Source organism: Rhodoligotrophos sp. CJ14, from assembly GCF_038811545.1.
GTDB lineage: Bacteria > Pseudomonadota > Alphaproteobacteria > Rhizobiales > Im1 > Rhodoligotrophos > Rhodoligotrophos ferricapiens.
The window spans coordinates 3,565,678-3,591,325 of sequence record NZ_CP133319.1 but is presented as its reverse complement, the minus strand read 5'-3'; the positions used below and the strand labels follow the sequence as shown (position 1 = coordinate 3,591,325).

31 protein-coding genes are annotated in these 25,648 nt (G+C 62.6%); 2 read left to right on the top strand and 29 right to left on the bottom strand.

Features of this window, described 5'->3' with window-relative positions:
- Positions 1-10: 10 nt before the first annotated feature.
- Genes RCF49_RS16835 through RCF49_RS16785 form a run of 11 tightly spaced genes read right to left on the bottom strand, consistent with a single transcriptional unit; the run spans position 11 to position 8,471 of the window.
- Positions 11-733, bottom strand: coding sequence for a hypothetical protein (locus RCF49_RS16835; protein WP_342640948.1), 723 nt, complete (start codon positions 731-733; stop codon positions 11-13).
- Positions 733-1,266, bottom strand: coding sequence for a hypothetical protein (locus tag RCF49_RS16830; RefSeq protein WP_342640947.1), 534 nt, complete (start codon positions 1,264-1,266; stop codon positions 733-735). Before RCF49_RS16830 ends, RCF49_RS16835 begins: the two co-directional genes overlap by 1 nt.
- A complete protein-coding gene (locus RCF49_RS16825; protein ID WP_342640946.1) occupies positions 1,263-1,478 on the bottom strand; it encodes a hypothetical protein in 216 nt (71 codons plus the stop codon). Before RCF49_RS16825 ends, RCF49_RS16830 begins: the two co-directional genes overlap by 4 nt.
- A 3-nt stretch (positions 1,479-1,481) precedes the next feature.
- Positions 1,482-1,613, bottom strand: coding sequence for a hypothetical protein (locus tag RCF49_RS16820; protein WP_342640945.1), 132 nt, complete (start codon positions 1,611-1,613; stop codon positions 1,482-1,484).
- Position 1,614: 1 nt separating this feature from the next.
- Positions 1,615-4,239, bottom strand: a complete 2,625-nt coding sequence (locus RCF49_RS16815) for a phage tail tip fiber protein (protein WP_342640944.1) — start codon at positions 4,237-4,239, stop codon at positions 1,615-1,617.
- Positions 4,240-4,242: 3 nt separating this feature from the next.
- Positions 4,243-4,641: a DUF6950 family protein gene (locus tag RCF49_RS16810; RefSeq protein WP_342640943.1), complete on the bottom strand. Its 399-nt coding sequence runs from the start codon at positions 4,639-4,641 to the stop codon at positions 4,243-4,245.
- Between the two features lie 7 nt (positions 4,642-4,648).
- Positions 4,649-5,245, bottom strand: coding sequence for a hypothetical protein (locus RCF49_RS16805; protein ID WP_342640942.1), 597 nt, complete (start codon positions 5,243-5,245; stop codon positions 4,649-4,651).
- Positions 5,133-5,885, bottom strand: a complete 753-nt coding sequence (locus RCF49_RS16800) for a hypothetical protein (RefSeq protein ID WP_342640941.1) — start codon at positions 5,883-5,885, stop codon at positions 5,133-5,135. The genes RCF49_RS16805 and RCF49_RS16800 overlap by 113 nt, the downstream gene beginning before the upstream one ends.
- Positions 5,885-7,903 carry a phage tail tape measure protein gene (locus RCF49_RS16795; RefSeq protein WP_342640940.1) on the bottom strand — a complete coding sequence of 673 codons (2,019 nt, stop codon included), beginning with the start codon at positions 7,901-7,903 and terminating at the stop codon, positions 5,885-5,887. The genes RCF49_RS16800 and RCF49_RS16795 overlap by 1 nt, the downstream gene beginning before the upstream one ends.
- Positions 7,900-8,133: a hypothetical protein gene (locus RCF49_RS16790; RefSeq protein ID WP_342640939.1), complete on the bottom strand. Its 234-nt coding sequence runs from the start codon at positions 8,131-8,133 to the stop codon at positions 7,900-7,902. Before RCF49_RS16790 ends, RCF49_RS16795 begins: the two co-directional genes overlap by 4 nt.
- Positions 8,130-8,471, bottom strand: coding sequence for a hypothetical protein (locus RCF49_RS16785; RefSeq protein WP_342640938.1), 342 nt, complete (start codon positions 8,469-8,471; stop codon positions 8,130-8,132). The genes RCF49_RS16790 and RCF49_RS16785 overlap by 4 nt, the downstream gene beginning before the upstream one ends.
- Positions 8,472-8,494: 23 nt before the next feature.
- On the opposite strand from RCF49_RS16785, the gene RCF49_RS16780 reads away from it, so the two are divergent.
- A complete protein-coding gene (locus RCF49_RS16780; RefSeq protein ID WP_342640937.1) occupies positions 8,495-8,878 on the top strand; it encodes a hypothetical protein in 384 nt (127 codons plus the stop codon).
- Between the two features lie 4 nt (positions 8,879-8,882).
- Here the strand turns inward: RCF49_RS16780 and RCF49_RS16775 are convergent, their stop codons facing one another.
- The 18 genes from RCF49_RS16775 to RCF49_RS16690 all read right to left on the bottom strand — a co-directional run bounded on the left by RCF49_RS16775 (position 8,883) and on the right by RCF49_RS16690 (position 24,727).
- On the bottom strand, positions 8,883-9,344 hold the full coding sequence (locus RCF49_RS16775) for a hypothetical protein (RefSeq protein ID WP_342640936.1): 462 nt from the start codon (positions 9,342-9,344) through the stop codon (positions 8,883-8,885).
- 52 nt (positions 9,345-9,396) lie between these two features.
- Positions 9,397-9,810 carry a hypothetical protein gene (locus RCF49_RS16770; RefSeq protein WP_342640935.1) on the bottom strand — a complete coding sequence of 138 codons (414 nt, stop codon included), beginning with the start codon at positions 9,808-9,810 and terminating at the stop codon, positions 9,397-9,399.
- Positions 9,807-10,139 carry a head-tail joining protein gene (locus tag RCF49_RS16765; protein ID WP_342640934.1) on the bottom strand — a complete coding sequence of 111 codons (333 nt, stop codon included), beginning with the start codon at positions 10,137-10,139 and terminating at the stop codon, positions 9,807-9,809. Before RCF49_RS16765 ends, RCF49_RS16770 begins: the two co-directional genes overlap by 4 nt.
- An 80-nt stretch (positions 10,140-10,219) precedes the next feature.
- A complete protein-coding gene (locus RCF49_RS16760) occupies positions 10,220-10,528 on the bottom strand; it encodes a hypothetical protein (RefSeq protein WP_342640933.1) in 309 nt (102 codons plus the stop codon).
- Positions 10,529-10,605: 77 nt separating this feature from the next.
- Positions 10,606-11,637 (bottom strand): major capsid protein, encoded by a 1,032-nt coding sequence (locus RCF49_RS16755; RefSeq protein ID WP_342640932.1) that lies wholly within the window; start codon positions 11,635-11,637, stop codon positions 10,606-10,608.
- Between the two features lie 65 nt (positions 11,638-11,702).
- Positions 11,703-12,083, bottom strand: a complete 381-nt coding sequence (locus tag RCF49_RS16750) for a head decoration protein (RefSeq protein WP_342640931.1) — start codon at positions 12,081-12,083, stop codon at positions 11,703-11,705.
- A gap of 60 nt (positions 12,084-12,143) precedes the next feature.
- A complete protein-coding gene (locus tag RCF49_RS16745) occupies positions 12,144-13,259 on the bottom strand; it encodes a head maturation protease, ClpP-related (protein ID WP_342640930.1) in 1,116 nt (371 codons plus the stop codon).
- A gap of 11 nt (positions 13,260-13,270) precedes the next feature.
- A complete protein-coding gene (locus RCF49_RS16740) occupies positions 13,271-14,914 on the bottom strand; it encodes a phage portal protein (RefSeq protein ID WP_342640929.1) in 1,644 nt (547 codons plus the stop codon).
- A gap of 3 nt (positions 14,915-14,917) precedes the next feature.
- The gene (locus RCF49_RS16735; protein ID WP_342640928.1) at positions 14,918-15,121 is read right to left on the bottom strand and encodes a phage head-tail joining protein; all 204 of its coding nucleotides are present in this window, start codon (positions 15,119-15,121) and stop codon (positions 14,918-14,920) included.
- A gap of 9 nt (positions 15,122-15,130) precedes the next feature.
- Positions 15,131-17,122 (bottom strand): phage terminase large subunit family protein, encoded by a 1,992-nt coding sequence (locus RCF49_RS16730; RefSeq protein WP_342640927.1) that lies wholly within the window; start codon positions 17,120-17,122, stop codon positions 15,131-15,133.
- A complete protein-coding gene (locus tag RCF49_RS16725; RefSeq protein WP_342640926.1) occupies positions 17,119-17,838 on the bottom strand; it encodes a hypothetical protein in 720 nt (239 codons plus the stop codon). The genes RCF49_RS16730 and RCF49_RS16725 overlap by 4 nt, the downstream gene beginning before the upstream one ends.
- A 122-nt stretch (positions 17,839-17,960) precedes the next feature.
- Complete coding sequence (locus RCF49_RS16720; protein WP_342640925.1) at positions 17,961-18,692, bottom strand: hypothetical protein; 732 nt, start codon at positions 18,690-18,692, stop codon at positions 17,961-17,963.
- 107 nt (positions 18,693-18,799) lie between these two features.
- Positions 18,800-19,369 (bottom strand): hypothetical protein, encoded by a 570-nt coding sequence (locus RCF49_RS16715; protein WP_342640924.1) that lies wholly within the window; start codon positions 19,367-19,369, stop codon positions 18,800-18,802.
- Positions 19,370-19,682: 313 nt separating this feature from the next.
- Positions 19,683-22,436, bottom strand: coding sequence for a phage/plasmid primase, P4 family (locus RCF49_RS16710; RefSeq protein WP_342640923.1), 2,754 nt, complete (start codon positions 22,434-22,436; stop codon positions 19,683-19,685).
- A 214-nt stretch (positions 22,437-22,650) separates the two neighbouring features.
- On the bottom strand, positions 22,651-23,340 hold the full coding sequence (locus tag RCF49_RS16705; RefSeq protein WP_342640922.1) for a methyltransferase: 690 nt from the start codon (positions 23,338-23,340) through the stop codon (positions 22,651-22,653).
- Positions 23,340-23,927, bottom strand: coding sequence for a GcrA family cell cycle regulator (locus RCF49_RS16700; RefSeq protein WP_342640921.1), 588 nt, complete (start codon positions 23,925-23,927; stop codon positions 23,340-23,342). Before RCF49_RS16700 ends, RCF49_RS16705 begins: the two co-directional genes overlap by 1 nt.
- Positions 23,928-23,969: 42 nt before the next feature.
- A complete protein-coding gene (locus RCF49_RS16695; RefSeq protein WP_342640920.1) occupies positions 23,970-24,452 on the bottom strand; it encodes a hypothetical protein in 483 nt (160 codons plus the stop codon).
- The gene (locus tag RCF49_RS16690) at positions 24,449-24,727 is read right to left on the bottom strand and encodes a helix-turn-helix domain-containing protein (RefSeq protein ID WP_342640919.1); all 279 of its coding nucleotides are present in this window, start codon (positions 24,725-24,727) and stop codon (positions 24,449-24,451) included. Before RCF49_RS16690 ends, RCF49_RS16695 begins: the two co-directional genes overlap by 4 nt.
- A gap of 37 nt (positions 24,728-24,764) precedes the next feature.
- Between RCF49_RS16690 and RCF49_RS16685 the strand changes: the two genes are divergently transcribed.
- On the top strand, positions 24,765-25,538 hold the full coding sequence (locus RCF49_RS16685) for an XRE family transcriptional regulator (protein ID WP_342640918.1): 774 nt from the start codon (positions 24,765-24,767) through the stop codon (positions 25,536-25,538).
- Positions 25,539-25,648 lie beyond the last annotated feature (110 nt).

Below are 25,648 nucleotides of genomic sequence, written 5' to 3'. Positions count from 1 at the left end.
CGAGATTTCCTTAAACGAAGGTGCCGATCAGCAGGTTGTAGTTGATCAGGTTGCCGACGATGTTGTTGAACTCTGGGTTGTTGACCTCGCCGTTGCAGCACTGGTCGCGCAGCAGGAGCTCATTGTTTTCGACGATGAAGCTCAACCCGCGGATGGCATTCACCGAAGGGCCATAGTTGCTGCTGTTCTTGGCCCAGAATGACACGAAGGTGCCGCCCGCATTCATCCAGCGCGTGGCGTTGTTGTTGATGAATGTCAGCGTGCCGACCACGAAGCTGCTCCCTGGCGTCACGTCCGCAAGGAAGAAGTCTTCCGTGTCCTTATAGCCTCGTGCCCGGGCCGGCGGCGTGATCGACCCGGTAATGTGGTCGGTGACCAGGAACAGCTTTTCATTTGTATCGAGAACGACACGGCCGTCAGGCGCGGTGATCAGGATCTGATTGTTCTGCGCGGTGAGGCCGCGCTGACTGGTGCTCACGACTCTGCTGCTCGCCGGCTCAACCAGCGTCACCTCTGCATCGCCCGAGGGTTGCGTGTCCGCGTATTTTGTCCGGACGAAGCCATTGACCGAATATCGCGCGCCGGGGTGATTGTCGTCGTAGAAAAAGTACCACGTCTTGCCGCCGGCCATGCCATAGCCGGTCGGCCGCTTCGTCAGATAGTCCTTTGCTGTGTCGAACTTCCCACCGCCAGCACGCATGGCGGACGGCGACAGGTAAAGGGTTTCCGCCATCAGGTCAGCAACTTATCGGTTACGACGACTTCCCATTGCACATCGAGCGCGTGCCATGCTTCGCCAGCGGCCGAGATCGCAATGTTGTAGGCATATTCCATGATCATCACGTTGGTCGCATCGACCACCAGGTGGATCATCCTCCAGGCGCCTGCCTGCCCGCCGAGATGGCCCGGGTCTGTCTCGAGATGCGATTTCTGGATCGGAACTGAGCCGACGAGCGGCAGCGAGATCCCGCCGCCCTCCTGGAAGTTGACGACGCGCCCGACGCACAGAGGCGGCGCACCCCGGCCATGGGCGAAGAGGATGTGTTCGAACCACCGGCCGCTGGTGTAGGGGACCGTGCCAATGCCACGCGCCGGCAGCGTCAAGGTGCCGGTTTGCTTCTGAAGAGTGCCCACATAGTCCAGATCTGAGTGGAAATAGAGCAGGCCCAGGTTGCCGAGCGGATTGGTGAAGGGCGCATCACCATTGGCGCCGTCATAGATCGCGACCTTGCCGGTCACGCCATTGATGTTCAGGACCTTCGTCATTCGCTGCCCTCATCAGAAACGAACGCGGCCCCAATCACATGAGGCAGACATTCCCTTGTGGCGATGCCCCAGGGCGCCTCATAGTCGAGCAGCACCCGGTTGCGATCGGGAAAGACGCTCGTCAGCCTGATCGGCACGCCGCCCTTGTCGCCGACGATCGAGCCCACCTTGAGCTCCTCGCCATCGCGCATCAGTCGCATCCATGCGAGCATGGGTTACACCTCGATCCGAATCACACGATCGGCGAAGTCGATCACGAACTTGCGGTCCCTTGAGACCATGCGGCCCCGCCGAGGGGTGGCAAGCCGCCAATAGAGGCGGCGGACATATGAGCGGATGCGCTTCATCTCACACCTCGATTCGAATGAGTTTGTTGGTCAGGTCGATCAGGAACTTGCCGTCTGGGCTTTGCATCTTGCCCGCGGTCACCGTGCCAAGGTTCGCCGTGATGGCTGAGAGGGTGGTCGCATTGAGCTTCGCGGTGTTGATGGTGCCGTCGACGATCAGGTTGCCATTGATTCCGACGCTCTGCACCCCGTTGACCGTGCCCACCACGAACACCACCTTCGGCACCCCGTCCGCAGTGTCGTAGACGAAGAAGGTATCGGACTGGACGGCAACCCGGCTGGTATAGCCACCCTGGCCATCCGGCACGACCTCCATGAACAGGCCTGCCGCTTCCTTGGTCTCGTTGTCGTCGACCTCGACGATTGCGGAATAGCGAGCGGTAACGCCCGATGGCGCGGCGGAGGCCTCCCAATACATCCGGCCCGAGGCGGTCGCCTGATCGGCCTTGGCCTCGACCACCGACAGCAAGGTCGCAAGGGCGCTGTCGCCATCCGCCCTGGCAAGCGCTTCCTGCAGAATACTGGCCTCGGTCTTGCCGACGCGGACATAGACCAGCGAGACCTCTTGCAGCAGGCCGAGTTCAGCCTTGCGACGCTCCTTCGAAACGGTGAGGTCAGACTGGTAATCGCCGACGATCGCCAGGACCGTTGCCTCCATGTCCTCGAGCAGCTCGCGCCTGAGGCCCGTCGAATAATCGCCCGTCTGATCCTGGCCAATCTGGCTCTGGAGTTCGTCGAGGAAGTCTCGCAAATCCCCAATCGCCTGCTGCGCCTGCACCGCCTCGAGCACCACATATTGGTTCGTGGTCTGGATCGCGATCCATGGTGTCCACGTGGTCACCCGCGGCGGCGTGGTGGTGATGGTGACCCGGACCTCATAATCCGTGCCGGCGAGCACATCCTGGGTAATCCAGGCCTCGCCATCTTCCGGGGTATCGTCCCGGTGGGTCATGGTCGCCGGCTGGCCCTGGATCCGATACTCGATGATCACCGAATCGACGCCGGGATCATCGGGCGGCGTCCAGGTCACATGCAGGGCAGGCCTGGTCTGGCCCTCGGCGCCGATTACTGTGTCAGCCTGCAGCTGCACATTCTGGACGGTGGTGAGCGGGTTGGGCCCGTTCGGCAGCACGGTTCCGGGCGTCGGGTTGGGCTGAGCGCCGATGCCATAAACCCAAGGGCTGGTCTCGCCGATCTGCAACGTGATCGTGCGATCTTCATTCTCGCGCCGCCGGGCGATGCGATAGGTCCGCTCGCCGCCCTGCCGGTTGGTGAAGCGGATCCAGTCGCCCGGCTCCAAAAACATGAACCGCTGGCCGACCGTGATCTCACCCGTCGCCTGCATGCGGGTTTCGCGCAGGCGGATCTCGGCGATCCGCCGTGCCTGATAGGGCGAGATCACCGAGTCGATATCGAACTCGCTGGCGAGCCGCTCGCCGCCATCCTGCGCCTGCCAGGTCTCGTCCCTGATCGGCTCGTAAGCGGTCGAACCCCATTGGTTCTCAGGGTCCGTATAAGTGCCGAACACCGCATTGAGAAGCTCGGACCGCGAGCGTTTTGCACGCCACTTCGTGACATAGCCGAGCGCCAGGTCATCCTCCACGATGTCGGCAACCGGCACCTGTGCCGCCCCGGCAATCGGACCGAAGGTGCCGGCCTTCTCGTAACTGTAGCCGGCCATGGCCTGGGTGAAGGCGGTTATGGCAGTGCGGTGCTCGACATCGGCGGTGAGGATCGCCGAGCAGGCATAGCGCTTTGCCGTGCCGTTACCTTCGCTCACCGTCTCGTCGCAGACATTGGCGGCGGCAATGTAATAATCGGTCAGCAGGTCATAGGGCCCGACCCCCATGCCGAGCACCAGCTCGCTCCCGCGCCAGAAGCCGCGGCGGTAGCAGTATTCCGCAACGGCAGGATTGTCCGACCACTCCCAGGTCGAGACATCGTTCCAACGATGCGAGCCTGTACCACCAGCGGTCGAATCCTTGCGGATGTCATAGAGCTTGGCGCCCTTGAAGACAAAGACCAGCTCAGGGATACCGCCCGGGAATACCTCCGGTGCGTGCCTGAGCTCGGCATGCACATAGCAGATGCCGGCGAGGCGATCGTTCGCGGTCCAGCGGCCGGGCGGATTGGCGCGGGCGACAAGCTCGCCATTGGCCGCCTGATCCATCCGGCCTGAGTACCAGCGCAGCACAATCCGGCCATCGTAACCGTCGACGACATACTCCGCCTTGCCGTCGCCTTCCGAGTTCAGATTCAGCTCGAATTTCTCGCCGTTCACATAGACATATTCGAGCCCCTCGCATTCCCAATCGGCGAGGGCGAACACCAGCTGGGCGCGGTCGTTATTGTCGTTCCAGACGTTCCAATAGACGATATGGCCCTTGCTCGAGACAAGTCCGATCGGGATAGTGCGCGGCACATCGGATCCGACCTGCAGGTCATATTGCCCGCCGCCCGGCGTTTGCTTCTTCGGTCCGAGCAGCGCATTGGACAGGGCGCTCAAGCCGACGCTCATGCCGATGCCGATCGCGGCCGTGATCGCAGCCGAGGCAATGGTGAAGGCAGCACCACTGCTGGCCCCGACGATCGCCGCGGCTATGGCTGCTCCTGCGATGGCGGGCATTGATCAGACCTTGAAGGCGCGCGCCACATGCGCGCGCGGGAAACGAACCACGCCGGTCGGCGACTTGCCGACCCAGAGGACACCTTCACAAATGCAGACGGCCTCTGCGCCCTCGACCACGACGACACCGAGATCGCCCCGTTGCGCCATCACTGGCGGTATCTCGACAAAGGCAGCCGCCAGGGCATCGCCGATCGAGGCGAAACCCTCGGTGCGCATGACGCGCCGTGAGCCCGCTGCCGTCTGGTAGCGGCGGACATGGGCATAGGGATCGCTGCCGGTGATTGCCTTGACGACATCCATGGCCAAGCACCAGCAATCGGACTTGCCCCATTCGAAAGGCGCACGCTCATGGGCCCGGATGACTTCGATCATCCGTTCCGGCCAATCCGGAAGACGCATGCTCACCTCAGGAATTGATCTTCTTCGGCGGGTGCGTGCCCCACCAGATTTGCTGCTTGCCGGCGAGCCCGGCATAGCGCAGCCCGGTATCGCCGGGCGCGATCAGCTGCTGATCGGCATCCGACCGCAGGCGGTAGCCGGTGCGGCTATGATCGAGCGAGCGGCTTTCGATGCGGCCGACCAGGACATATGAGCCATCTGCCCCTTCCTCATGCTCGATTTGGTCGACATAGCCGCGATAGCGTGGATTGACCGAAAGCAGCGCCGCGGTGAGCGGGTGAAAATAGGCTTTGTAGATCGAGACCGGCCGTTGGTGATACTGCTCGACCTCGATCGTCGCGAGCACATCGTCGGTCAAGCCGGCCTCAGGCAAGGCGCGCAGCCGGATCTCAAGCGGCACCGAGCCCAGATCATCCCGCTCCTCGATCTGGACCACGGTCAGCACCGAGCCGCTCCCCACGAACGTAAAGCTGTTCCAGTTGAACACGCCCTCACCGGTCCAGAACCCGTAATAGCCGGACGGGAAGTCGAACAGGATCATATCCCGCTCGGCATAGGCACCCGCATCGAGGACGGCCAGGGTTGCGGCATCGATCGTGCGCATCAGAGCACCCTCTGCACGGCGCTGAAGCTGATCGAGACCCGGCTGCCCGCCGCTTCCTCGCGGATCGATGCGGATCGATAACCATTAGGCAGGCCGCCTTGATCAGGCTGTAGGTCGCGGCCGTGGTGAAGATGTTGAGCGGCACGTCCGGCTGCACGGTGACAGTGGCAATTCCGTTGCTGGCACCGAGCAGATCGGCGGCCACCCGGAACAGCCCACGCTTGGCGCCCTCGACGATGCTGACATAATCGCCCGCTCGGAACTGGAAGTTCGCGGGCAGGCCGGCCATGCGGATCGTCGTGGCGGTCAAGGCCGTGACGGCGCCAGTCCCGGCAAAGGGATTGCCAGCTGAGGTGGTTGCCGGCAGCCCGCTGGCCAAGTACTGCACCGGCAGCGGCCGCAGCGGATCATGGCCGAGGAAGGGCTCGAGGCCGCCGCGGCGATCATCCAGCCAGGCTTGGAATGCGCCAAGCTGGATCAGGTCCAAGGTTTGGGTGGTGTAGGTCGCGACCCACCGCGCCGGGCCGACCTCCGCGACCTGGCCACCACCGCCGCGGAATGGCGTGGCAAGCGTGGTGCGGCGCGGCTCGAAGGTCCGCGGCGGAACATAGTCCACATCTGGCAAAGGGGTAATTGTCATCAGAAGAGACTCGACCGCCGTTGAGCATTCTTGACCATCTCGGGCAACTGGCGCTCGAAGTCCGCCCGCTGCTGCTGCAGCTGCCTCATCAGCCGCGCCTCGACACCGGCATCGGCCCCACGGGCATCGATAACCGGCGCATAGGTGACACTGATCGAGGGGGCACCGACGGTGCCGCGAATGCCAAGCTCGCCATTGCTCATGCGCTTGACCGGGAAGATCCCCTCCGGTGCCGTCTCCGCAGCGGTGCCGATATTGCCGTTCCGCATCGGGAAGGCGATCGGCGAATTGATGATGCCGCCCTTGGCATGCGGAATGATCCGCCCGCCCGCGATGATGTTGCCCATGGAGCTGGGGACGGTGGGCAGCAGAGCGCCAAGAATGCCGCCGCCTTGGGAGGTGCCGAACAAGCCCGCCAGCGGACCCTCGCCAAGAAGCGCCGCCTGGATGGAAGCCCTCAGCAGCATGTTGGCGAGGTCGTCGAGCACATCGGTTAGGCTGCTCGCGCCGGTCGCCAGATCGGTGAAGGCATCGATGCCGTAAGCCGACAGATCCTTGATCGACTCGTTGAAAGCGATCTGTGATTCCTTGGCCTTTTCGAGCGCGGCCTTCGATGCATCGACTGCTGCCTGTTTGGCATAGAGCTGATCGACCTCATGCTCGATCTGCTGGCCCGCCTCACTCGACAGCGTGACACCGGCTTGCTTCAGCCGGTTGTAAAGTTCTTGCTCCTTTGCCGTCCGGCCAAGCTGCTCTTGCTCAAACTGCAAGGACTCGATGACGCCGTCGATCGCATCCTTTTCGCGCTGGCGGTTTTGCTCAACCTTGTCGGCCTGCCGCTGCGCTTCGCGCTCGGCCGCCTCGCGCTCCCGATCGAACTGGCGTTGGGCATCGGGGTCGATCCCGGTGAAGCGGTAGCGAATACGCCCGCCCTGGGATTGGCGAGGTCCGGGTTCGTTCCTTTTCTTCTCGGCCTCAGAGAGCTTATCCAGCTCCTGTATGGCCGCGCGGATCCCTTCAAGGTAAACTTGAGTGTTCTCGGCCTTTTTGAGATCTACGTCGAGTCCGGTGTTGGCGGCCTGCTCGCGTGCTCTGGCTAATTCCTCAGTCCAAAACTTCTCTTGTTCGAGGAGCTCTGCCCGCCGATCTGCTCTGCCTTCTTCGTCATCGGTGACATTGGCCACGTCGCGATAGATGCTGCGGAGGGTGCCGAGAAACCCGACAGCCGCGCGCTTGGCATGCATTTCGATGGTGGTCGCCCAGGCCGCGAACTCCGCATTGATCTTCTCGGCCTCGTCGAAGATCTCCTTCTCCAGCACATTGCCTGTCGTGCGCGCCTCGCGCTGAAGATCGGCCAGACCGTCGCGTCCGCGTTCAAGGAACCGGATGAACTGCTCACCGGCCGTACCGCCCAACAGCTCATCAAGGATGCGGATCTGAGCGGCCTTATCGAGGTCATAGATCCGCCTCATGATCTCGGTGAGGAACTCAGCCGGATCCTTCAGCCGCTCCTTGATCTCCTGCGGGGACATGCCGATGCGGGCGAATGCTTCAGCCGCAGGCCCTTTGCCCGTCACGATGAACTCATCGGCGCGGAGCTGAAGCTCCTTCAGACCATCGGTAAGCGCATCAACACCGACCTTCGAGAGCCTAGCTGCATATTGAAGCGCCTGGAATGCCTCCACGCCGACGCCAGCCATCTTGGCATCGGCCGCTGTCTGGCTGAGCTCGACGAGACTATCCCGAAGCAGCGTGATCCCCTCAGTCACACCGGTCATCACGCCGCCGGCAAGGAAGCCGCCGGCAAAACCGGCAAGGCCAGCTGTCATGCCAGGCCCCAGTCGGCCGACGATGCCAAGCACCTCATTGGTGCTCTGCTTCATCATGCCGGCGAACTTGCCTGCCTCGGCCGTCGCATCACGGCTGAATAGCCGGATCTGGCCGCGAGCCTTCTCGAAGCCCGGCCCGAGCTGACTAATGTCCGCAGTGATAGGGACACGAAGAGGCTGAATGTTCAACCGAACCTCCCAAGGATGGCTTTCACATTGGCCGCGGTGGCGGGCTTCCAGCGTGGTTGCTGGGCATCGCGGTTTGATGGGCCGAACAGCGCCCGGAACATGTCGACGCGGCCCTTATATGCCGCGATGATCGACGCCATGGTCGTTTGCAACGTCTGCTGCTCGGTCCAGCCTAGCCATCCCATGCCGATTCCGAGCAGCCATCTATGATGCTCGGCATGGGTGATCACTTTCCCGAGGACGCGCCCTCATCATCGTCGCCGGAAGGCTCACGGCCACCATTGGCGAGGATTGTCACGAACCGGCTGAGTGGCCCGACCAGATTGCGCACCCCGTGCTGGTAAACCTTGGCACGCAAATCGTTATTGACCGATCTTCCGGACCCCGCAGAGATGATCGTGATGGCTGCACTCAGGCTATGATTGAGCAACGCCTGAAAAGCCGCGGTATAGCCGCCGAACTGAGTATCAACCAGCATCGCAGCCTCAAGTGTCGGCCGCAGGGTGATCCGCTCGCCGTCTAGTTCTATCTCGACGGTATCTTCGACATGTGATTTTGATGACGACATAACTACTCCAGAGGGGGGAACTGATGAGCCGCAGAAGCAAATTTGCAGCCGCAGTTGGAGTGGCCGCTGCCTTGACCAGTGCCGCACTTGCAGAGGATAGCCGGCCCTTAGAGCCGATCGTCCTTTCAGATGCGGATCTCACCAAGGTGAGGGCGGGTCTGGAAAATGGATTAAAAGATCCCGAATCCTTACGCCTCAACAGGGTGGTGGCTGGAAGGGCCGAGAACGGCCTCGTTACAGTTTGCGGATTGGCCAATGCTAAGAACGGCTATGGCGGCTATACGGGGCGCCGCCCCTTCATCGGCGTCATGACCCCTAAGACTATGGTTGTGATCAGCTACGGGCAAACCGACGATGAGGCTAGGCACGTCAAGATCATGTGCGAGCGACGTGGTTTGACCTTGTAAGCGGTCATGCCCCAGGCGCAGCCGGCACGATCACCTTTGACCCCGTTTTGATGCCCAGCGTGATTGTGCCGCCAACCACCTGGTTGGGCCCGCCGATATTGTCGGTGAAGGCCATGACCTTGGCCTTGATGTAGATGAGCGTATTGGTCCCATCTTCCTCCGGCTTGTCATTCAGCTCGATCTTGAAGTTGTAGTCGAAGTCGCTGTCGAGGGCCGCCTCGACTGCTTCCTGGCCAGCATCGTTGATGTCACGCGCCAGCTGTATGACCAGACTGCCATCATTGCGCGTGCCCTTGTGTTTGCGCACGTCGCGGCTGGCCAGCGGCTCGTGCGTGATTTCCTGATAGGTTCGGCCGAACTCACCAAGATTGGTGACCTCGCCGATCTCGGTATACGTGTCCGTGGCATGTGCCACCGCAGTGGTGCCGATCGAGATCTTTGTTCCAGCCGATGTGCTTTCTGGCATAGGAGCCTCCTCGAGGAGCTAGACGGGCCGCACGAGGCGGCAGGGTTGGGGATCAAGGGGTGCGATAGTTCACGCTGTAATCGAGGACAGCGATGCCCTGGCGACTCTCGCTCTCGCCATCCAGACCGATGTTGGTCGCCGCCAGATAGGAGTTGATCGCCAAGCGGCCGAATGTTGGATCCACGGCCATGGCCACCTCGACCTTCTCACACAGATCGTCGATCCGGTCATCGAGATCGTTGGAGTCCGCGACCCTGATCTCGATCAGCAGCGATGCGCTGCGGTCGAGCTTCGGGCCGATGGTCGCCGGCTCGGAGGTCTCGCGAAGCGTATAGACCAGCACGGCGGGAAGTTCGTTCGCCTGGGTCGACCGGGTGCGGGTGCGCGCCACGATGCAGCCGAGCGGCATTGCTGCGCGCAGGAGATCAGCGACGGCCGTTCGAATGGCTTGTCTGCGATGGGTCATGGGAGCACCTCGGCTGCAAGGCAGCCCTTGTATTTGCCGAGCAGAAGGGTGGTCATGCCCTCGGGATCGGTGCGGATATCGAGAACGGAATAGTGGGTCTGGCGGGCGATGATCACATCGTCAGCCCGAATGAACGGGGCATCCTCGGTACGGATCCGGATGGTGGTGATCACATCGGTGCTGCCGGCCTCGCCCTCGAGCACCTCGTAATTGCGCGAGTCATAGACGGCCGTGATCTCACGATCGCCATGGAGCCCCTGGCTGCGGACCGTGATGGTCTCACCAAAGATGCCGAGGAGGGCGCTATCCATGGGCCCGAAATCAAACATGCCGTCTGCTCCAAACATGTGAAGGGCGGGCGCGCGCGCCTACGCGGGCGCCCTTTCGCAGATCAATGATCAAGGCCTCTTCAGGCTTTGAGCTTCTCGATGATCTCAGCCTTGGTGTTGGCACCGGTGAGATCGACGTTGCGGCGCTTGGCTTCGGCCTCGAGCTCGGCCTTTGTCATGTCCTCGAGCTTGGCCGCGCCCTCGGGCGCACCTTCGGCGTCGCCCTTTGGCGCTGCGGTCCGGCTGTAAGCCTCATCCAAGGCGCCGGCCTTACGAGCCTCATCGAGTGCATTGCCGGACAATTCACCCGTCCAGCCGGCGGGTACCCGAGTGAGGCGATTGGTGGTCTCGTCTACGAACTCAAAGCGCTTCGTCGTGCGAACTTGCATGATGGACCTCATAAGGCAGCGCCCATGCTCGGCGCGGGTGGACGGAAAACGCCAGGCCTGCGCAGCAGGCCAGGCAGTTACATGGTCAAGCGGATCAGCAGCGAGGGACGGGTGCAGACCGGCAGGACGTTGGACTCGGTGTGGATATCGCGCCCCTTGCCATGCGGCAGATCATCGGTGGAGACGAAGATCTTGTTCGCCGGGTTGGGCGCAATATTGGCATCCATGATGGTGTCCGGCGGCGCGATATAGCGCTTGAAGTAGGGCGTGCCGAGCGGGATCGCGATGGCCTCATCTGCATCAACGGCGGGCTGCACCTCGAAGGTGCCATCGGGTTTGCGGAACTGGAACTCCTCGTCAATCCGCTCGAGGGTCACACCCGCGTAACTGAATGTGTCTTGGATGTCGTCACGGCCCGGGTCCGGCGTGTTCCCCCGGTAATCCTTCAGTGCGGCTTTGACGGAGGGGTGGTTGACATAGGCATCGAACCACTGCGCTCCGGCGAGCACTCTGACACCAGTTGACGGCGCACCGCGCAGTTCTTTGCGAATGGCCGCCTTCACTGCACGGTTCTTAGCCGCGACATCGGTTGTGGTGGTGGCGAGCGCAAACGCCACGGTGGTTTGAGTGATATCGAAGGCATCGAACAGATCAGCGAGAACCTTGCCTTCGCCGTCCTGCACCTGGCCCTTCAGGGCGCCCCAATCCAGCTGATTATGGGTGGCATCATGCTTCTGACGGAGGCTGAGCATCTTCTGGTTCACGACGCCGCCGAGCGTCTGCAGGATGTAGTTCATGCCATAGGCAGTAAGGTTCTGCAGATCGGACGGGGTGATGGCATCATCCAGCGGAAAATGCGGAATGGTGAGCATCGTCTCAGCGAGGTTGTTCCGCATGTTCTTGTTGCCCGGACCACCACGCTCCCTGGCGGGAATGACGGTGATCTCGCCATCGACGATGCCGAGCTTGACGTAAGTGGTGGGGATCGGCGTGTCGGCGAAGATGCCGAGCTGCGCGGGGCGGCCCGTCTGATAGGGCGGCAGGTTGATCACCTCGGTCAAGCGGGGATCCGCGAACTCCGGTGCGTTCAAGAGATCAAGTGGCGTCATGGTGCATTACACTCCCTTGCGAGCGACAGGTCGCTCATCAGTCTTCGATTGCGAGCGAGGAGAGCTCACACTCCGTTGCGAGCAACGATGCCGCGGCCATCGAGTGATGCGAGCGCGGTGGCCTTCTGGGTGGCGTTGATACCTGCCGGCCAGATCAGGGCCTGCGATACGACCTCGGCGGCACGAGCCAGCACGACCACCCTCCGGTCTGCCGACAGCGCCGGTGTTTTCTCCAGAAGAATGGCACGAGCGGTCTGGGTGCCGTCCGATGCCGCTGGGTCCAGCTGCTCATATTTGCCGGTGGTGGTGACCATGCCGAGCACGGTGCCGACTTCCAGCGCCGGCGATCCTGAGGCGAGGATCACCTCGTCACGGGAGTAGCGGTTTTTCCCCTCCGTCTTCACGACATCGGAGTCGACCTTGTAGGACAGTGTTTGATAGGCCATGAGGAAATCTCCCAGTCAAAAAGCAGAGCCTGTTCTTCGGCCTGCAGCTTCAGCCCGTTCTCAGGCCATGCCGATACGGCGCTTCATGTCCGCGACAAGATCGAAGCGCGGCGCGTCGCTCTTGGGCGGCAGCACAGTGTTGATTGTGGTCGGCTGCTGAGCCGTCGCGATCTTCTCGAACAGTTGCGCGCGCACCTGCTCGATCGAGGCACCCTGTGCGATGAACTGGTCGGCAAGATCGGCTTCGATGCCGGGAGCCGTGCGTGCCAGATCCACCGTGGCGCGGATCTGCTTTGCGGTATCCGCGCGAATCCGCGCCTCGGCAGGGGTCACGCCCTCCTTGATCAGGGTGGCAGTCATTTGCGGCACGCCGGCCGCAGTGCAGATCTCAGCGATCTCGGCCGCCGCAAGGGCAACTTCCGCTGCAGTCGGGCCTTTCGTTTCGACAAGAGGCGTGGTGGGATTGGTAGCGGCGGGGTTGAGCTCCGCCGGGATTTGAGCCGTCATGATGGCACGATCCTTCTGCTGACGGGTTGGCGCGGCGGGGGCCGCCTTGAGTTTCCCGCGCTTGCTCCAAGCGCGGGCATCCGCCAGGGCGACGATCCGCTCTGGCGTATTCTGGTAGAGGCGATAATCGAAGGCTGTCGGTTCGGGTGCGTCAGCCTCGTCCAGGCGATCCGCATAGCCTTGGGCGACGGCGTCTTCGGCCTCAAGCCAGATCTCCGAGCGCATCTCCTGGCGGATCTCATCCGCGCTGCGCCCGGTCTTTTCCGCATAGATATCGGCCATGCTGTCAGCGAGCTTGTCGAGGATGGCGACGCTCTTCTGATGATCCTCGGAATTGCCGATGGTGATCATCGAGGGGTCATGGATCATCATGATCGCGCCCTTGCGCATGATGATCTCCTCACCCGCCATGGCGATGAGCGAGGCGGCCGAGGCGGCAATGGACTCAACGATCACGGTGACCTTGCCGGCATGGGCGGCGAGCGCGTTGTAGATCGCGCTGCCCTCGAAGGCGATGCCGCCGCCGCTGTTGATGTGTACCGTCACGTCTGTCGTGCGGCCAAGCTCGGCCAGGGCACGCACCACATCCATGGACGTGAAGCCCTCGTCCCAAAAGCTGTCCCCCACGGTGCCGTAGAGATACAGCTCACCGTCAACCAGGATATCCATGTTGTGCGTCCTTACTCGGTGTCTTCCGGATCCTGCGGATCGTCGGAATCCGCCGGGTCATCCGGCTCTTGAGATCCGCCGGGATCCGCTTGTGATGCTGGCGCTGCCTGCCCGCCGGCCTTGCCCTTGCGCGGATCGCTGTCGAGCACGATGCCGAAGCGATCGGCCCGGGCATTGTCTGCCGCGATCTCCTCGTCGACCTGCTCCACATTGTATCCGCGCTCGGAGACCACATCGCTCCGCGAGCGGAAACCGGCGCGAACCTCAGCGGTGCGGGCCTGCACGTCCTGAACCGGGTTGATATAATCCCAGCCCTGCGGCACCCATTTTGGCCGCGCAATCATGCCGAGGTTGATGCCACGGGGCGGGACGATCTTGCCGGCAAGGATGCCGAGGGTTGCCCATTGGCGAACCACCGGCCTGCAAAACTGGAAGACAACAAGATCGTGCTGCCACATCGCGCAGCGCCGCCGGAACTCATTGACAGAGGCGCGGAACGTCCGGTCATTGACCTGGCTGTAATCCCCGGTGAGCTGCTCATAGAGCACGCCGGCCGACACTGCGATCGCGCGCAGCTGCTGGCGCATGAACTCCACATAGGAGTTGCCCGGATCCGGCGGCTCGCTGAACTTCACATCCTTGCCGCGCGGCAGTAGCTGCATCGTGCCGGGCTCGAGCGGCTCGACCGCATAGCCATCCGGATCAACCGGGCTGCCAAGCGGCCCTTCGTTCTCGTCATAGTCCTCCGGGATATCCTCAATGACGAAGCCCGCGAACAGCGCCGCCAGCTGCTGGCGCATGAGCTGGGCGTCGTCGTATTTGTCGAGGTCATGCAGCTTGACCAACGCCCGCGTGAGCCACGGCTCACCGCGGACCATGCCGGGCCTGCGGATGCTCGCAAGATGCGCCACCTCCGCAGCGGGGACCGGCACGATCTCGAGCACGTTGCCGAGATAGCCGTAGGTCAGATCATCCGGGTGGCTGCGGTACAGATGGTACATCAGCCGGCGGCCAATCGGATCGAACTCAATCCCGGCCCGGATCTTGTTCGCGCCGCTGTCCTCATTCTTGTTCAGCGGGCAGAACTCGCTCTCGATGAGCTGCACCTGGAACGGCACCGACAGACCATCCTCGATGCGGCGGGTCCGCAGCCTGGCAAAAACTTCTCCCGCCTCGACCATGGAGCGGACCGCGAGCGCCTGCAGGCCATAGAAGTCGAGCCGACCATCGGCGTCCGCCTCGTCCGTCCATTCGAGCCAGAGCTCGGCCAGCTTGCGGTTGAACTCCGGATCAGGCGTCTGGAACTGCGGCACGATGCCAGTGCCGATGGTGTTCGTGACGATCGTATCGACGGCGCTGTCGGCGATACCGTTGTTGCGCACCATGTCGCGCGAGCGGTCGCGCAACGTGGCAAGTCCCGTCTGGGCAAGTGCATTGGGGCCGGCCTTCGGCGCCAGCCACCGCGCCATGCGCGGTGACTGGCTCGCCCCCTCATAACCAGAAAAGCCCGGATAGGCGCGCGCCATGATCGCCCGGGCCAAGGTTTTGGGCACGACCCTTGCCACGGTCTGGGCCGCAGCTCGGACCGCGGTCCGGGCCGGGGTCTGGACCGCGGTCTGGACCGGGGCTCGACCGACGCGCGAGAACAATCCCATGGATCAAAGCCCCTTCGACGTTCTGAACCGGAACTGGCGCGATCGCCGAGCCGAGGTGCCCGACACCTCGGCCTCGATGAGGGCCAGGGTCTCGCGCATCTCCTGCAGGCTGCGATACTGCACCTGACGGTCACCGATCCGTGCCGAGGTCACGCCTTGCGCGATCGCGCTCTTAAGATTATCGAGATCACGTTGGGTCCAGGCCATGCTCAGCTCCTATCGCCCCAAGAATCCCGACCGCACCACGCGGCGCTGCGGCCTGGGCAGAGGCACTCCCGTTGGCCGAAGCTCAGGCTCGGCGGCGGCGGCCGGGGCACGTTCTGTCGGTTTGGCGGGAGCGGACAGTGGGGCCTTGGCAATCGGCAGATCCTCGAAATCCAACTGAGCGTCGGCAGGCGGGGTCTCCCGCTCAGCCTCGAGCTTTGCCCAGGCCGCATCGGGCAGGCTGCGCACGCCAAGCTTGGTGGCGGCAGCTTCCGCTTGCAGCATGGTGTCGAGCCCCTCATTGGCTTGGTTCGGATCCTTCACCCACTGATAGACGGTGAAGCCGGCCTTGTTCCGGACACCTTTGCGGCGCTCGGCTGTGAGCTGCCGGAAATACTCGTCATCCAGCCCGCGCGGAAAACCCACATAGCCGCGCTCGCCCGGATCCTCTTTGCCGAGATCCCGGTAGAGCGACATCTTCATGACGCTCGTCCCGAAGTTGTAGAACCGCTTGGAGTAGCGCAGCAGCTTGCCGCTTCGGGTGCGCTCCTTCTTGACCCGCTGAATGCGCGGCGCGGTCTCGCTGGCAACGCCGCGGACCATGATTACCTTGGAGACCGGGTGCTTGCGCGCCCATCCCCACACATCCTCGGTCCAGGCATTGCCGTCGATGGCCAGGAGGTCCGCGGCAAGCTGCTGACCTGCGGCATTGGGCCAGGTCTGCACCAGCAGCCCGTCGAGCTTGTCCTGGCATTCCACATCCGAGATGTGACCGGGAAAGACGCCATACTCAATGACATAGCGGCGGAACTCGGCCCCCCAGCCCACCACCTGCCACTCGACACGATCCTGCTGGCAATCAACGCCGATGGTGATCAGCAGCGCACCGCGCGGGATCTGCCCGCGCCCGTATGCCGCTTCAGAGGCGCGATCGCGGATGGTCTCCCATGACACGGACTCGCCCTGCGCCTTGTACGCCAAGCCCACGGTGTCATTGAGGAAGGTCTGCTCGGACGCCGGATCGCCCTTGGCCTTCAGCCACTCGCGGGCAATCCGTTCCCAAGACTGAAGATAGGAATAGGCAGACCAGATGTAGAACGAGCGATGCTCGCGCATCGCCTGCGGATTATGTGCCCGCCATTGGAGCCCGGCCAGCATGGAGCGGCGATGATGCTCGAGGATCTCGGCGCCGCAAGCCGGACAGGTGAAACAGGCATTCTCCGGATGCGCCTCGTCCAGATTGGCGAGCATGTTCTCCCATTCGAGCACATGCATATGATCGCAATGCGGGCACGGCACATAAGGATATTCCTGGCTGCCCGCCTCGAAGCTTCTCGTGATCCGGCACCCCGGCAGGATGAGCGGGGTCGAGACCTTCAGGATCTTGGCAAACTCGTGACTCCGCGAGCGGCTGTCGGCTTGCACCTCCGGGTCGCCCGCCGCATTCATCTCCCATTTGGCAAGATCGTCATGCACTTGGCGGCGCATGGTCACCTGGCTGAGGCTTGCCGGCGAATTTGCGCCTGAGATCTGAATGGCGCCGCGGCCGTCGCGACGCTCCTTGTACATCACCGAGTCGGAGCCATCGCGCGAGCGCTGCGGGAACATCTCGCTAATCGCGGTGTTGGACCGCAGCATGGGCGCCAGCTTCATCTTCGACCAGCGCCGAGCATTTTCCTCGGTCGGGTGCACATAGAGCAAGTCGCCCGGGTCCATCGCGATCGAGCCGCAAACGAAGATATTGCCGAGCACGGTGCCGCCGATCTGGGCGGATTTGATTAGGGTGACGAAGCGGCAGGGGTCATCCGGCCCGAGTGCCCTGAGGATCTCGTCGAAATACGGAAACAGCGTGCGGTTATAGGGACCCGGGAATTGGCTCTCCCGTTCGGAGAAGATGATATTGTCCTCGGCCCAACCGAGAAAGTCGACGGGCGGCGGCGGCGTGAACACCTCCGCCAGGGCTTCCATGGCGAGGCGCTCCGCATTGGTGATGTGGATGGTCACGCGGGCAGATCCTCGGTGTCGTCTTGTATGTCCGGGATGATCGAAGGCATGGCTTTGGCGCGTGCCGCAGCGGCCTCCGATGCGCGCTGGCGCACAGCGCGAAACTCCGTCTTCATGAGGTGCAGCACATCCCGCTGCGGCACCTCGAATTTGGCGGCGATCGCGGAGGCGAGATCGCTCAGCGCCCCCTCGCAGACGGTCAGCATTTCGCGCAAGGCATTGCGCATCGCCATGCCCGCCTGGTCGCTGCGCACATAGATCCCCCGGCGCGCGAGCTCCTGCTCGGCGGCCGCACGATTGCGAAACTCGAGCTCCCGGATCTTCTCGCGCCGCAGCCGATCCTCGAAGGCATCGACTGCCGGGGCAGGCGGCGTCCAGACCGGTGACGCCGCAGGAGCGGTCGGGCTGCTCGCGGAACTGGCGCCAGGACTGCGGGCAGCACCGCCATCAGTGGCGCCGGGATGGGCGTCGAGACAAGTATCGAGACGCGTCTCGATGCCATTGCCAAGCCGCTGCCCGATGTCGAGATTGCCGCGCAGCTGGGCTTGCGCGATCGCCACATTGATCCGCGCCATCCGACCATCGCCAACCAGGGCGGGCCCGTGGATCTTGCCCTCGGCTATCCACTGTGAGACCCGCCCGGGCGTCACGTTGCTCAGGCGCGCGAACTCGCCCTTGCTCACGATATGCGCGTGCGTTGCCTCTGCTAAACTCACCGATGATGTTCCTCTTTAGCGTGTCTTTAGCTGCTGTTTAGGCTTCGAAAAAGCCGTGAGACTGGCGGGGGCCCGCGGTCCGAATTACCCGCAAAATCCCTGCACCCCAGGGGCCCCGTCGCTCACCGCATCGTTGCCAGCGCCTGCCGTATCGACCGCTGGATGAGCCTTGATGCATTTCGCTCGACGCTGCGGCTGACGATGCCAAAGAAGTCGAACCGCTTGTGGTACTGGACATCGGGCACGAAGATCAGGACGGGTGCGATCTTGCCACCACGGCGGCGATAGACCCCCGGCGTAAGCTTGCTGCCGGGCGGCGGCACGAAGTAGCGCTCGCGGCGATAGTTCCTGTTCCGCTTCTGCGATGCGGCCGTGCGGTTCATCTGATAGCCGGCGGTGGTCTCAGCTGCTCGAAGGTCGGCCAGGATGCGTACCATGGTGCTGCCCGGTATGTTGCCATACTGATTGAGCTTCATGCCTGAGCCCGGCACCAGGAAGCCCTTGTTGCCCATCAGACCGGCTATGGACAGAGCACGTTCCGATCGCTTCTGGCGTCGACCTCCCCCAAAGATGTGGGGCGCCAAGAACTTCGAGGCAGGCGTCCCCTTGGCAAAACCAGCGAGCTCATCTTTCACACCAACCTCTGCCTCGAGCAGCTCGCGCGTTGCCGGGCGGATGTAGAACGCATCCAGCGTAGCCTTTGTCGGCCTGTCGAACGCCGCGCGAGCACCCTTGACCAGATCGCGATGGGCCGCCTGTGCTGTCTGGGTAAGCCCACGAGCAATGCCAAACCGAATGTTCTTCTCAGCCTTGGTCATGTCGGCCAAGGTGCGGGAAGGGTCGACGGTCGCCATATGGGAGATGCCCAACAAAAAACCCCTCGCGGAACTCTCCGGAGGGGTTCGCCCGAACGCGCAATGCGCTCAGCATGTGCGGACTGTCAAGTTTTTTGCGCAAAATGTCAAGCGGCAGATTTGGTTCTGCCGTAATATCCCTTCCAGGGCTCCAAAACCCGCCATTTCCCTAAGGGTTGGCCGATGTGGTCGAGATCCAGGAACAGAGCCACCAGCATTGCCTCGAAACGAGCAGCGCGCGCGTCAGCCTCGGCTTGTGCCCTCGCGATCTCCGCTGGCGAATAGCCAACGAATTCCACCAAGCACGCATAGGGACGATGGGTCCGCGGATGCCTTAGCATCTTCGGCACGGGACCATGCGCCGTTTGCCTCATGACCGGCCGGCACTTCAGTGGCGGCAGCTTCACATCCCGGCTAGGTACTTCCCCACGCTCGGCATGCTTCACCATCAGCCAATAATCATCACGCTTCAGCTGCCGCACCCAGGCATCGACCCAAAGCGAGTCCTCGTGCACCGGCAGCCAGCCATTGATGAGGCCACCGCGGCGCTCGGCCATGCACAGGGATGACCGATCAGGGGTCTGCACCCAATCGGCAGTTCCGCCGGCACAAGCCCGCACGCATTCGGTCTTGTAAGCCCAGACGAGCAGCGACCAGGCGTCCGTGTCCTGGCGCAAATCGGCCTTTATGGTCGCTTTGCGAGGGTTGCGAGGGTTATACGAGACTTGGTTAGCAACCCTCGCAGCCCTTTTATCTTTATTTATCAGCCCTCTAATCTCCTCTTGCGAGAGTTGCGAGGGTTTTTCCCTATAGTCGTATGAAAACATCGCTCTGACCCCTTACCCCTCTCTCTCATACGTGCGGCGCGCGTAAACCCTCGCAACCCTCGCAGATACTTCGTAAGTCACTGAACCTGAATGACTTTCAGCAAGGCGAGGGTTTTCCAAAACCCTCGCAAACCCTCGCAACCCTCGCGAGATTCGGGCGATGTCATGGGTCATCATCCGCCGGATGCGGCGGCTGCGGCGCAGATTGGCCATCATCGCGCGCCGGGACATCGTGCAGCCGCACGTCGAGATAGCGCCTAATTCGCTCATTGGTCTTGGTGAAGCCCTTCTGCGGCATCACCCGTCCGAAGGTCGCTTCCTTCCATGGCCGCACCGCATTGGCATGGCACCAGGCAACGAAGGCCTCATACATCTCCCGCGCCGTCACCGACACGCTCACGCCAGGCGGTGCTCGCTCGACGCAGTCATTGATGAAGCCGCCGACAGGGTCCATTTCCTCGCGATAGGCGAGCGTTGCCGCCATGACCTCTGGCGGCGCATGGAGCCCGTGCGTCATGTATTTGCGCAGGCCCTCGATGAGCCAGTTCAGGATGCCGGACCGTTCCGCCTCGAATTCCGCCAGCACCTGTTCCATAGGCCGGCGCTCGGCATCGGGAATGGTCACGTTCCAGGGGATCAGCCGCAATCGTCGCCATATGCCATGGTCGACACCGCCCACCTGCGGCAGGTCATTGCCCGACATCACCGCCTTGAAGGTCGGATACATGTCGAAGAAGCCCTTATGCAGGTGGCGCACCTGCGTTGGCTCTCCACCGGTCAGGGCCTTGATCAGGCCTTCGCGCAAGGGTTCACCGCGCGGCAGCTCGGAAACGCGCACCAGTCGCGCGCCCGTAAGCCGGGCAAGCTCCGGCGTTGCCTGATCGCCCCGCCGCTGGCCGATGCCAGTCACCGCCTCCGGATTGAGCGATTGCGCATAGGCCCCCAGCATCCGGCAGATGGCTTCGATGAAGGTGCTCTTACCATTGGCGCCGGTGCCATACATGAACACCAGCACCTGCTCACCGGTCAGGCCGGTGAGCCCATAGCCGGAATAGACCTGCACGAACTCGCGCACCGCCGCATCGGGCAAAAAGCGATCAAGGAAGGCTGTCCATTTCGGGCAGGTCGCGCCCCTGTCATAGCGCACCGGCGCCATCTTGGTGATGAGGTCGGCCCGGTCATGCGGCTGCAGCTCAACCGTCATGTCCCAGCGCGGTTCATCCAGATCCGGCCCTTCCGGGTCCTCGACCTTCCTGAACACCAGCGTGCCGTTCAGCACATTGAACTTGAGCGGGTCCGGGTCGAGATCATCGGGCGCCACGGTCTTATGCGGCAGCGCCTGGGTGATCATGCCGACGATGCGCGAGTTATTGCCCGAGGAGATAGCGAACCGCCGTCGGGCAGCCTGCCGCTTCTCAACCGCGTCCTGCACCTCAGCGGCCGATTTCAGCAGGTTACTCTCTTCCTCGGTGCGGTCTTTCTCCGGCTTTTTGCGGATCGACTTGGCCGCCTCGAGCAAGGATCGCTCGGAGGGTGTCGCGCTGATCAGGTCGGCCTCATAGGCGATGCGCTCGGCGACCTCCTGCGCTCGCCGGGTGACATATTCGTCACCGCCTTTGACCTCCCAATGGCTGCCGGCCCAGGCATGCCAGCCAACATCGCGCACCTGCAGCAGGTCATCCCCGAACCAGATCAGCAGCCGCCGGCCGTTGCCGGTGTCGTTCTGCGGCTCCTCCGCGCAACGGCCGAGCTTTTCCGGGTCGATGTCATCACTGCCACCGCCAGGCGGGGCGCCCGCGCCACCATCATCAGCCCAGCCATCATCATACGGGGCTGCGGGGTCGGGATAGTCATCGGGGTCAGGCGGTGGCGGTTCATCACGACGAGGCCGCCCAAAACCTTCGGCCCGAGCTCGCGCCTTGCGCTCTATGTCGGAAAGGTCACGGGGCGAGGCCATGCCATCGCGCACAGAGCGTTCAATATTGGCATCGACCACCTTCCAGCCGTCTGCCGCCGGCAGACCGTTGCGCGCGCAGGCATCTCTCAGGCCCGCAACGACGATGGCATGGGAAAGCGCCCCCGCCGCAACCAGCTGGCCAAGCACATAGCCACATTTGTTGAGGGTAAAGCCGCGCCGCCCCTTGGGGCAGGATGCCAGTTCCTCAAGCTCACCGTCGAGCGCTGCCAGCGCATAGCGCCGCACCGCCTCATCCACCTTGGCCTGTGGCTCGGTGCCACTGGCGATCGGCGTTGCATGATGTGGCGCGCCTCGGGCAAACTCACCGCGGCGCAACACCAGATCCAACAGCCGCGGCGGGGCTGCGGGGATTGGCCCATCATCGGGCGATTGCTCCCAGAGATAGGCCGCGCCATCCACCATCACCGAGGGCGGCACGATCACATAACCGCCTTCACCGCGGATATCGACATGGCCGGCAATGGCAGCGTCCACGTTCTCCAGTTTGGAAAACAGGCTCGCCCGGTTGCCCAGGCGCTCGCCTGCCGGCATCTCGGGATAGGCAAACCACAGATGCAGCCCGCCCGATTGCGTGCGCACCACCGGGCATGGCGGCAGCACTCCACCGCAGAACGAGGCCAGGCTCGCCAGCATGTCGTCAGCCGGGAACTTGCGCGGGTCGAGATCGACCACGAACACCCCGGCGCGTTCGCCCGTGGGCATGCCGATCAGTGCCTTGGGGAAGCGGTTCCACCAGGCTCTAATCTGCGCCTCATCGGTGGTGGCGAGATAAAGCCCGCCATCCTTCTGGCCAGATGTGGATTTGGGCGTCAGCGGCTGCTTGCTCTCGCCCTTGGTCTGCGAGGGCGAGCACGGGAACACCGGCCATCCCCGGCGCGCATAGTCCAGCGCGGCGGCAAGCAAGCCGTCGCGGCGATCATCCCCATGTTGCTCTGTCATAGCCCCTCGAGCCGTCTTTGAACTTCAGCCGGAGCTGATCTCGTTTGCCCAGTTGCCCGGGCGGCCTCATCGGCCGCGCGCCTGGCCTGCAGCTCGCGATAATGCGGGCCGCAGAACCACCGGCCGCGCCTGCCGGCCTTGCCCGACCAACCCTCGCCAATCGAGGCGTATTGCCCGCACCCTGGCGCGTCACAGATGAAGGGCGGTGAAGCGCTCATGCCGCCACCTCGTAATCATCCGACCGTTCTAGCTGCTTCCGGCAAGGCGGGATCCACTCGAGCCGGGTGCCGAGCTCGCCCGTCATCCAGACGAGCCAGCAATAAGAAGTGGCGGTGGAGCCGGTGGCGGTGAGCCGCCCCTTCACCATCGGAACCCGCTCGACAAACTGCGCCACGATGGACGGGGGCCGAACCTTGAACAGGTTTTCATACCGCCCTACCCCCTCGAGAAATGACGTGCGCACGAGCATGGCCACGCCACTCACGCCAGTGACGCGCCAGGCTCTGTGAATGAATTGCTCGGCCAGGCGAAAGGGCGGATTGGTAATGACCCAATCAACCCCGCAAGGCTCAAGGCATAACGTCTCGGCAAAGTTGAAGAGGAAATCGACCAGCCGCTCTTGGCCAGGCCATTCCTGCCGATAATCATGAATGTCGCTGGCATGAACCCTGCTGAAATACTCCGCCAGCGGCCTCGCCATGTGGCCGCGATTGCAGGCGGGCTCCCAACAGGTGAGCTTCTCGCGCATATGCTTACGCGGATCGGGCACGCGCAGATTGGGCAACAGGACATGCTCGATCAGGGCTCGTGTGGCCCAAGGCGGCGTTGGGAAATCATCCAGCGAGTCATGCGGCTCGCTTCGCTGCTGCATCACAGCCGAAGAGGTGTTTTGCCTCGTGCCCATTAGGCGGCCCTCCCCAACAGCGGAGGTGGGGGCCCAGGCTCGAACGCGATGGCGCAGTGCTGGGCACAATAGGGCCGCGACGGCTCAGAGGCCTCGCCGCAGAAGACATATCCGCGGGCATCCTCCCCCAAGGGCCACCGGCACATGCCGTAATCCCGCAGCTCCAACAAGCTCACCCCACCCGCGATTGGGAGGGAGGACACGGGCGGGGTGAGGAGTGCGGCGGCTGCACAGAGTGGAGGCTGTACAACAGCCTGGGGGAAAATCCTTCGTGCTTGCCTGATAACGCGCTCGCCTGTCCAAAATGTGACACTCAGCTCGCGGGCCAGTTTACGCAGGCTCGAGGACGACAATCCCAAGATCTCGGCGGCAACAGAGCAGCTGACGCCGCGGGCGGCGAGCTCGCGCACTTTTGCGTTGCGCACAGCCCGCGCCGTATCGGCAGGCTTTGCTAGCCCAAGCTCTACGATGCGCCGCTTGATGAAATCCTGGCTGGTTCGCAACCGTTTCACCATGACCTTGTAGGGGGCATTTTCTGCCACCAGTTGCCGCAGCACATGATCATCGATTGGGTTACGTGCTGGCATGAGTCACACCCCGAGTCTCGGCTGCCGACCAAAGAAGAGCCGTCATCTGTTGCCCCGCTCACTGATGGCCAAAGCCAGAGCGCGCAGGACAGCGAGCGCCCGATATAGCTCGTCGATGCCGGTGACCATTTCGCCCGCCTCACGCGGCGAGACCTGCCGGCCGGCTTCGCTCTTTGGGTCAAGTGCCTTTGCGTATCGATGGATGAGGTCGGCATATTCTGCTGCGGCCTGGGCAGCAGCACTGGCGAGCTCATCGTCATGTTCGATGGCCGGGTTAGGCAAGAACCAGCCGCCCGAGCGAATTGCCAGATGTTCGGCCGCTGTTGTGATCCCGAAATGCTCGGAAATCTGGCATACGATGTTGAAAGGTATCCCGTCGCTCTGGTCAGGGTCGGTCCATCGATAGACCGTAGACTCCCTCCGGCCCGTGTAGCTGGCGACGGTATCGACACCGCCCACCTGCTTCAGCATCAGCGCGATTGCCGCGAACGACGAACCAGCTTGGCGCGGACGAACCGGGTTCACGGTAAAACCTCCGGCACGTTACCAGAGACAGGCTCAATCGATGGGCTATTGTGTTTCCCAGCGGACCTGTGGGGATAGATGTCTGGACGGAGATCATGTCTACTCACTCTCCCGCCAGTCACTTCCTCAATGCGCAAAACGAACTCGCCGGGCACACCGCGTTTTGCGCGGGTGAGCCAATACCAAACGTGAGATTGCGTTGTGCCGATCAGCTCAGCCAGGCGACTCTGCCCCCCGACCAGCTCGACGGCGCGATGGAGCGCTGCGTTCGTCATGAACACAGTTCTACCAATTTATGAGTAAGTTTCAACCATGTTTTTAGTTGAGACGAATAGTGCTCTGGTTGCTACCAAAATGTTGATGACCAAGCCAGTCGAGTTGCCGCCAATCGCGAAGCGCCTCAAGGAAGCGCGGGAAGCACTTGGGCTTTCCCAGCCCGAGCTAGCCGAGCGCGTTGGAATGAGCCAGCAAGGTATAGGCGCAATTGAAGCGGGGCGTTCCATTCGCCCGAAGAAGTTGCGCGAACTGGCCAGGGCACTAGGTCGCACGGAGGATTGGCTCTTGGGTGAGGGCAGCGACGACGCGGCTGCTACACCTGCAGCGTACCCAAAACACGAGCCGAATGCCGAAACTGGCGGCCCTGTGAGATTGCCGAGGCAACGAATTCCGCTTTATGGCGGCGCCATTGGCGGATCGGATGGCCGGTTCGTGTTAAACGGTCACAAACTCAAGGATGTGCTAGCACCCCCATCTTTGGAGGGAGTTCGGAACGCATATTGCGTCTATCAATACGGCACCTCGATGGAGCCCAGGTACTTTGCTGGTGAGGTTCACTTCGTGAACCCTAACCTTCCCGTTCGCCGGGGCGATTTTGTTGTCGCTCAAATCATGGACGAGGAAGGTGAGCCGCCAGCGGCCTTTGTTAAGCGCTTCATTTCTTGGAATTCGAAAGAGCTTATCTTAGAGCAGTACGAGCCACGCGAGAACTGGACGTCAGACGAACCCGAGGCGGAGAAGTATATCCTTCGATTTCCATCTGAGAGGGTGGTGAGCGTACATGTAATCGTCCAGACAGGGCGCGAGTGACGAATTACCTCCAAAACACCTTGACTGAAACGCTATCACCAACCCCACCTTGAATTTGGCACCACGAGCACCTTAGCCGCGAAATTACATTGATTATCGGCGCTGTCCGA

Excerpts from the sequence above, each read along its gene's own strand:
- RCF49_RS16835 (WP_342640948.1), bottom strand. The coding sequence starts at position 733 with ATGGCGGAAACCCTTTACCTGTCGCCGTCCGCCATGCGTGCTGGCGGT.
- RCF49_RS16830 (WP_342640947.1), bottom strand. The coding sequence starts at position 1,266 with ATGACGAAGGTCCTGAACATCAATGGCGTGACCGGCAAGGTCGCGATC.
- RCF49_RS16825 (WP_342640946.1), bottom strand. The coding sequence starts at position 1,478 with ATGCTCGCATGGATGCGACTGATGCGCGATGGCGAGGAGCTCAAGGTG.
- RCF49_RS16820 (WP_342640945.1), bottom strand. The coding sequence starts at position 1,613 with ATGAAGCGCATCCGCTCATATGTCCGCCGCCTCTATTGGCGGCTTGCC.
- RCF49_RS16815 (WP_342640944.1), bottom strand. The coding sequence starts at position 4,239 with ATGCCCGCCATCGCAGGAGCAGCCATAGCCGCGGCGATCGTCGGGGCC.
- RCF49_RS16810 (WP_342640943.1), bottom strand. The coding sequence starts at position 4,641 with ATGCGTCTTCCGGATTGGCCGGAACGGATGATCGAAGTCATCCGGGCC.
- RCF49_RS16805 (WP_342640942.1), bottom strand. The coding sequence starts at position 5,245 with ATGCGCACGATCGATGCCGCAACCCTGGCCGTCCTCGATGCGGGTGCC.
- RCF49_RS16800 (WP_342640941.1), bottom strand. The coding sequence starts at position 5,885 with ATGACAATTACCCCTTTGCCAGATGTGGACTATGTTCCGCCGCGGACC.
- RCF49_RS16785 (WP_342640938.1), bottom strand. The coding sequence starts at position 8,471 with ATGTCGTCATCAAAATCACATGTCGAAGATACCGTCGAGATAGAACTA.
- RCF49_RS16780 (WP_342640937.1), top strand. The coding sequence starts at position 8,495 with ATGAGCCGCAGAAGCAAATTTGCAGCCGCAGTTGGAGTGGCCGCTGCC.
- RCF49_RS16775 (WP_342640936.1), bottom strand. The coding sequence starts at position 9,344 with ATGCCAGAAAGCACATCGGCTGGAACAAAGATCTCGATCGGCACCACT.
- RCF49_RS16770 (WP_342640935.1), bottom strand. The coding sequence starts at position 9,810 with ATGACCCATCGCAGACAAGCCATTCGAACGGCCGTCGCTGATCTCCTG.
- RCF49_RS16765 (WP_342640934.1), bottom strand. The coding sequence starts at position 10,139 with ATGTTTGATTTCGGGCCCATGGATAGCGCCCTCCTCGGCATCTTTGGT.
- RCF49_RS16760 (WP_342640933.1), bottom strand. The coding sequence starts at position 10,528 with ATGCAAGTTCGCACGACGAAGCGCTTTGAGTTCGTAGACGAGACCACC.
- RCF49_RS16755 (WP_342640932.1), bottom strand. The coding sequence starts at position 11,637 with ATGACGCCACTTGATCTCTTGAACGCACCGGAGTTCGCGGATCCCCGC.
- RCF49_RS16750 (WP_342640931.1), bottom strand. The coding sequence starts at position 12,083 with ATGGCCTATCAAACACTGTCCTACAAGGTCGACTCCGATGTCGTGAAG.
- RCF49_RS16745 (WP_342640930.1), bottom strand. The coding sequence starts at position 13,259 with ATGGATATCCTGGTTGACGGTGAGCTGTATCTCTACGGCACCGTGGGG.
- RCF49_RS16740 (WP_342640929.1), bottom strand. The coding sequence starts at position 14,914 with ATGGGATTGTTCTCGCGCGTCGGTCGAGCCCCGGTCCAGACCGCGGTC.
- RCF49_RS16735 (WP_342640928.1), bottom strand. The coding sequence starts at position 15,121 with ATGGCCTGGACCCAACGTGATCTCGATAATCTTAAGAGCGCGATCGCG.
- RCF49_RS16720 (WP_342640925.1), bottom strand. The coding sequence starts at position 18,692 with ATGGCGACCGTCGACCCTTCCCGCACCTTGGCCGACATGACCAAGGCT.
- RCF49_RS16710 (WP_342640923.1), bottom strand. The coding sequence starts at position 22,436 with ATGACAGAGCAACATGGGGATGATCGCCGCGACGGCTTGCTTGCCGCC.
- RCF49_RS16705 (WP_342640922.1), bottom strand. The coding sequence starts at position 23,340 with ATGGGCACGAGGCAAAACACCTCTTCGGCTGTGATGCAGCAGCGAAGC.
- RCF49_RS16700 (WP_342640921.1), bottom strand. The coding sequence starts at position 23,927 with ATGCCAGCACGTAACCCAATCGATGATCATGTGCTGCGGCAACTGGTG.
- RCF49_RS16690 (WP_342640919.1), bottom strand. The coding sequence starts at position 24,727 with ATGACGAACGCAGCGCTCCATCGCGCCGTCGAGCTGGTCGGGGGGCAG.
- RCF49_RS16685 (WP_342640918.1), top strand. The coding sequence starts at position 24,765 with ATGTTTTTAGTTGAGACGAATAGTGCTCTGGTTGCTACCAAAATGTTG.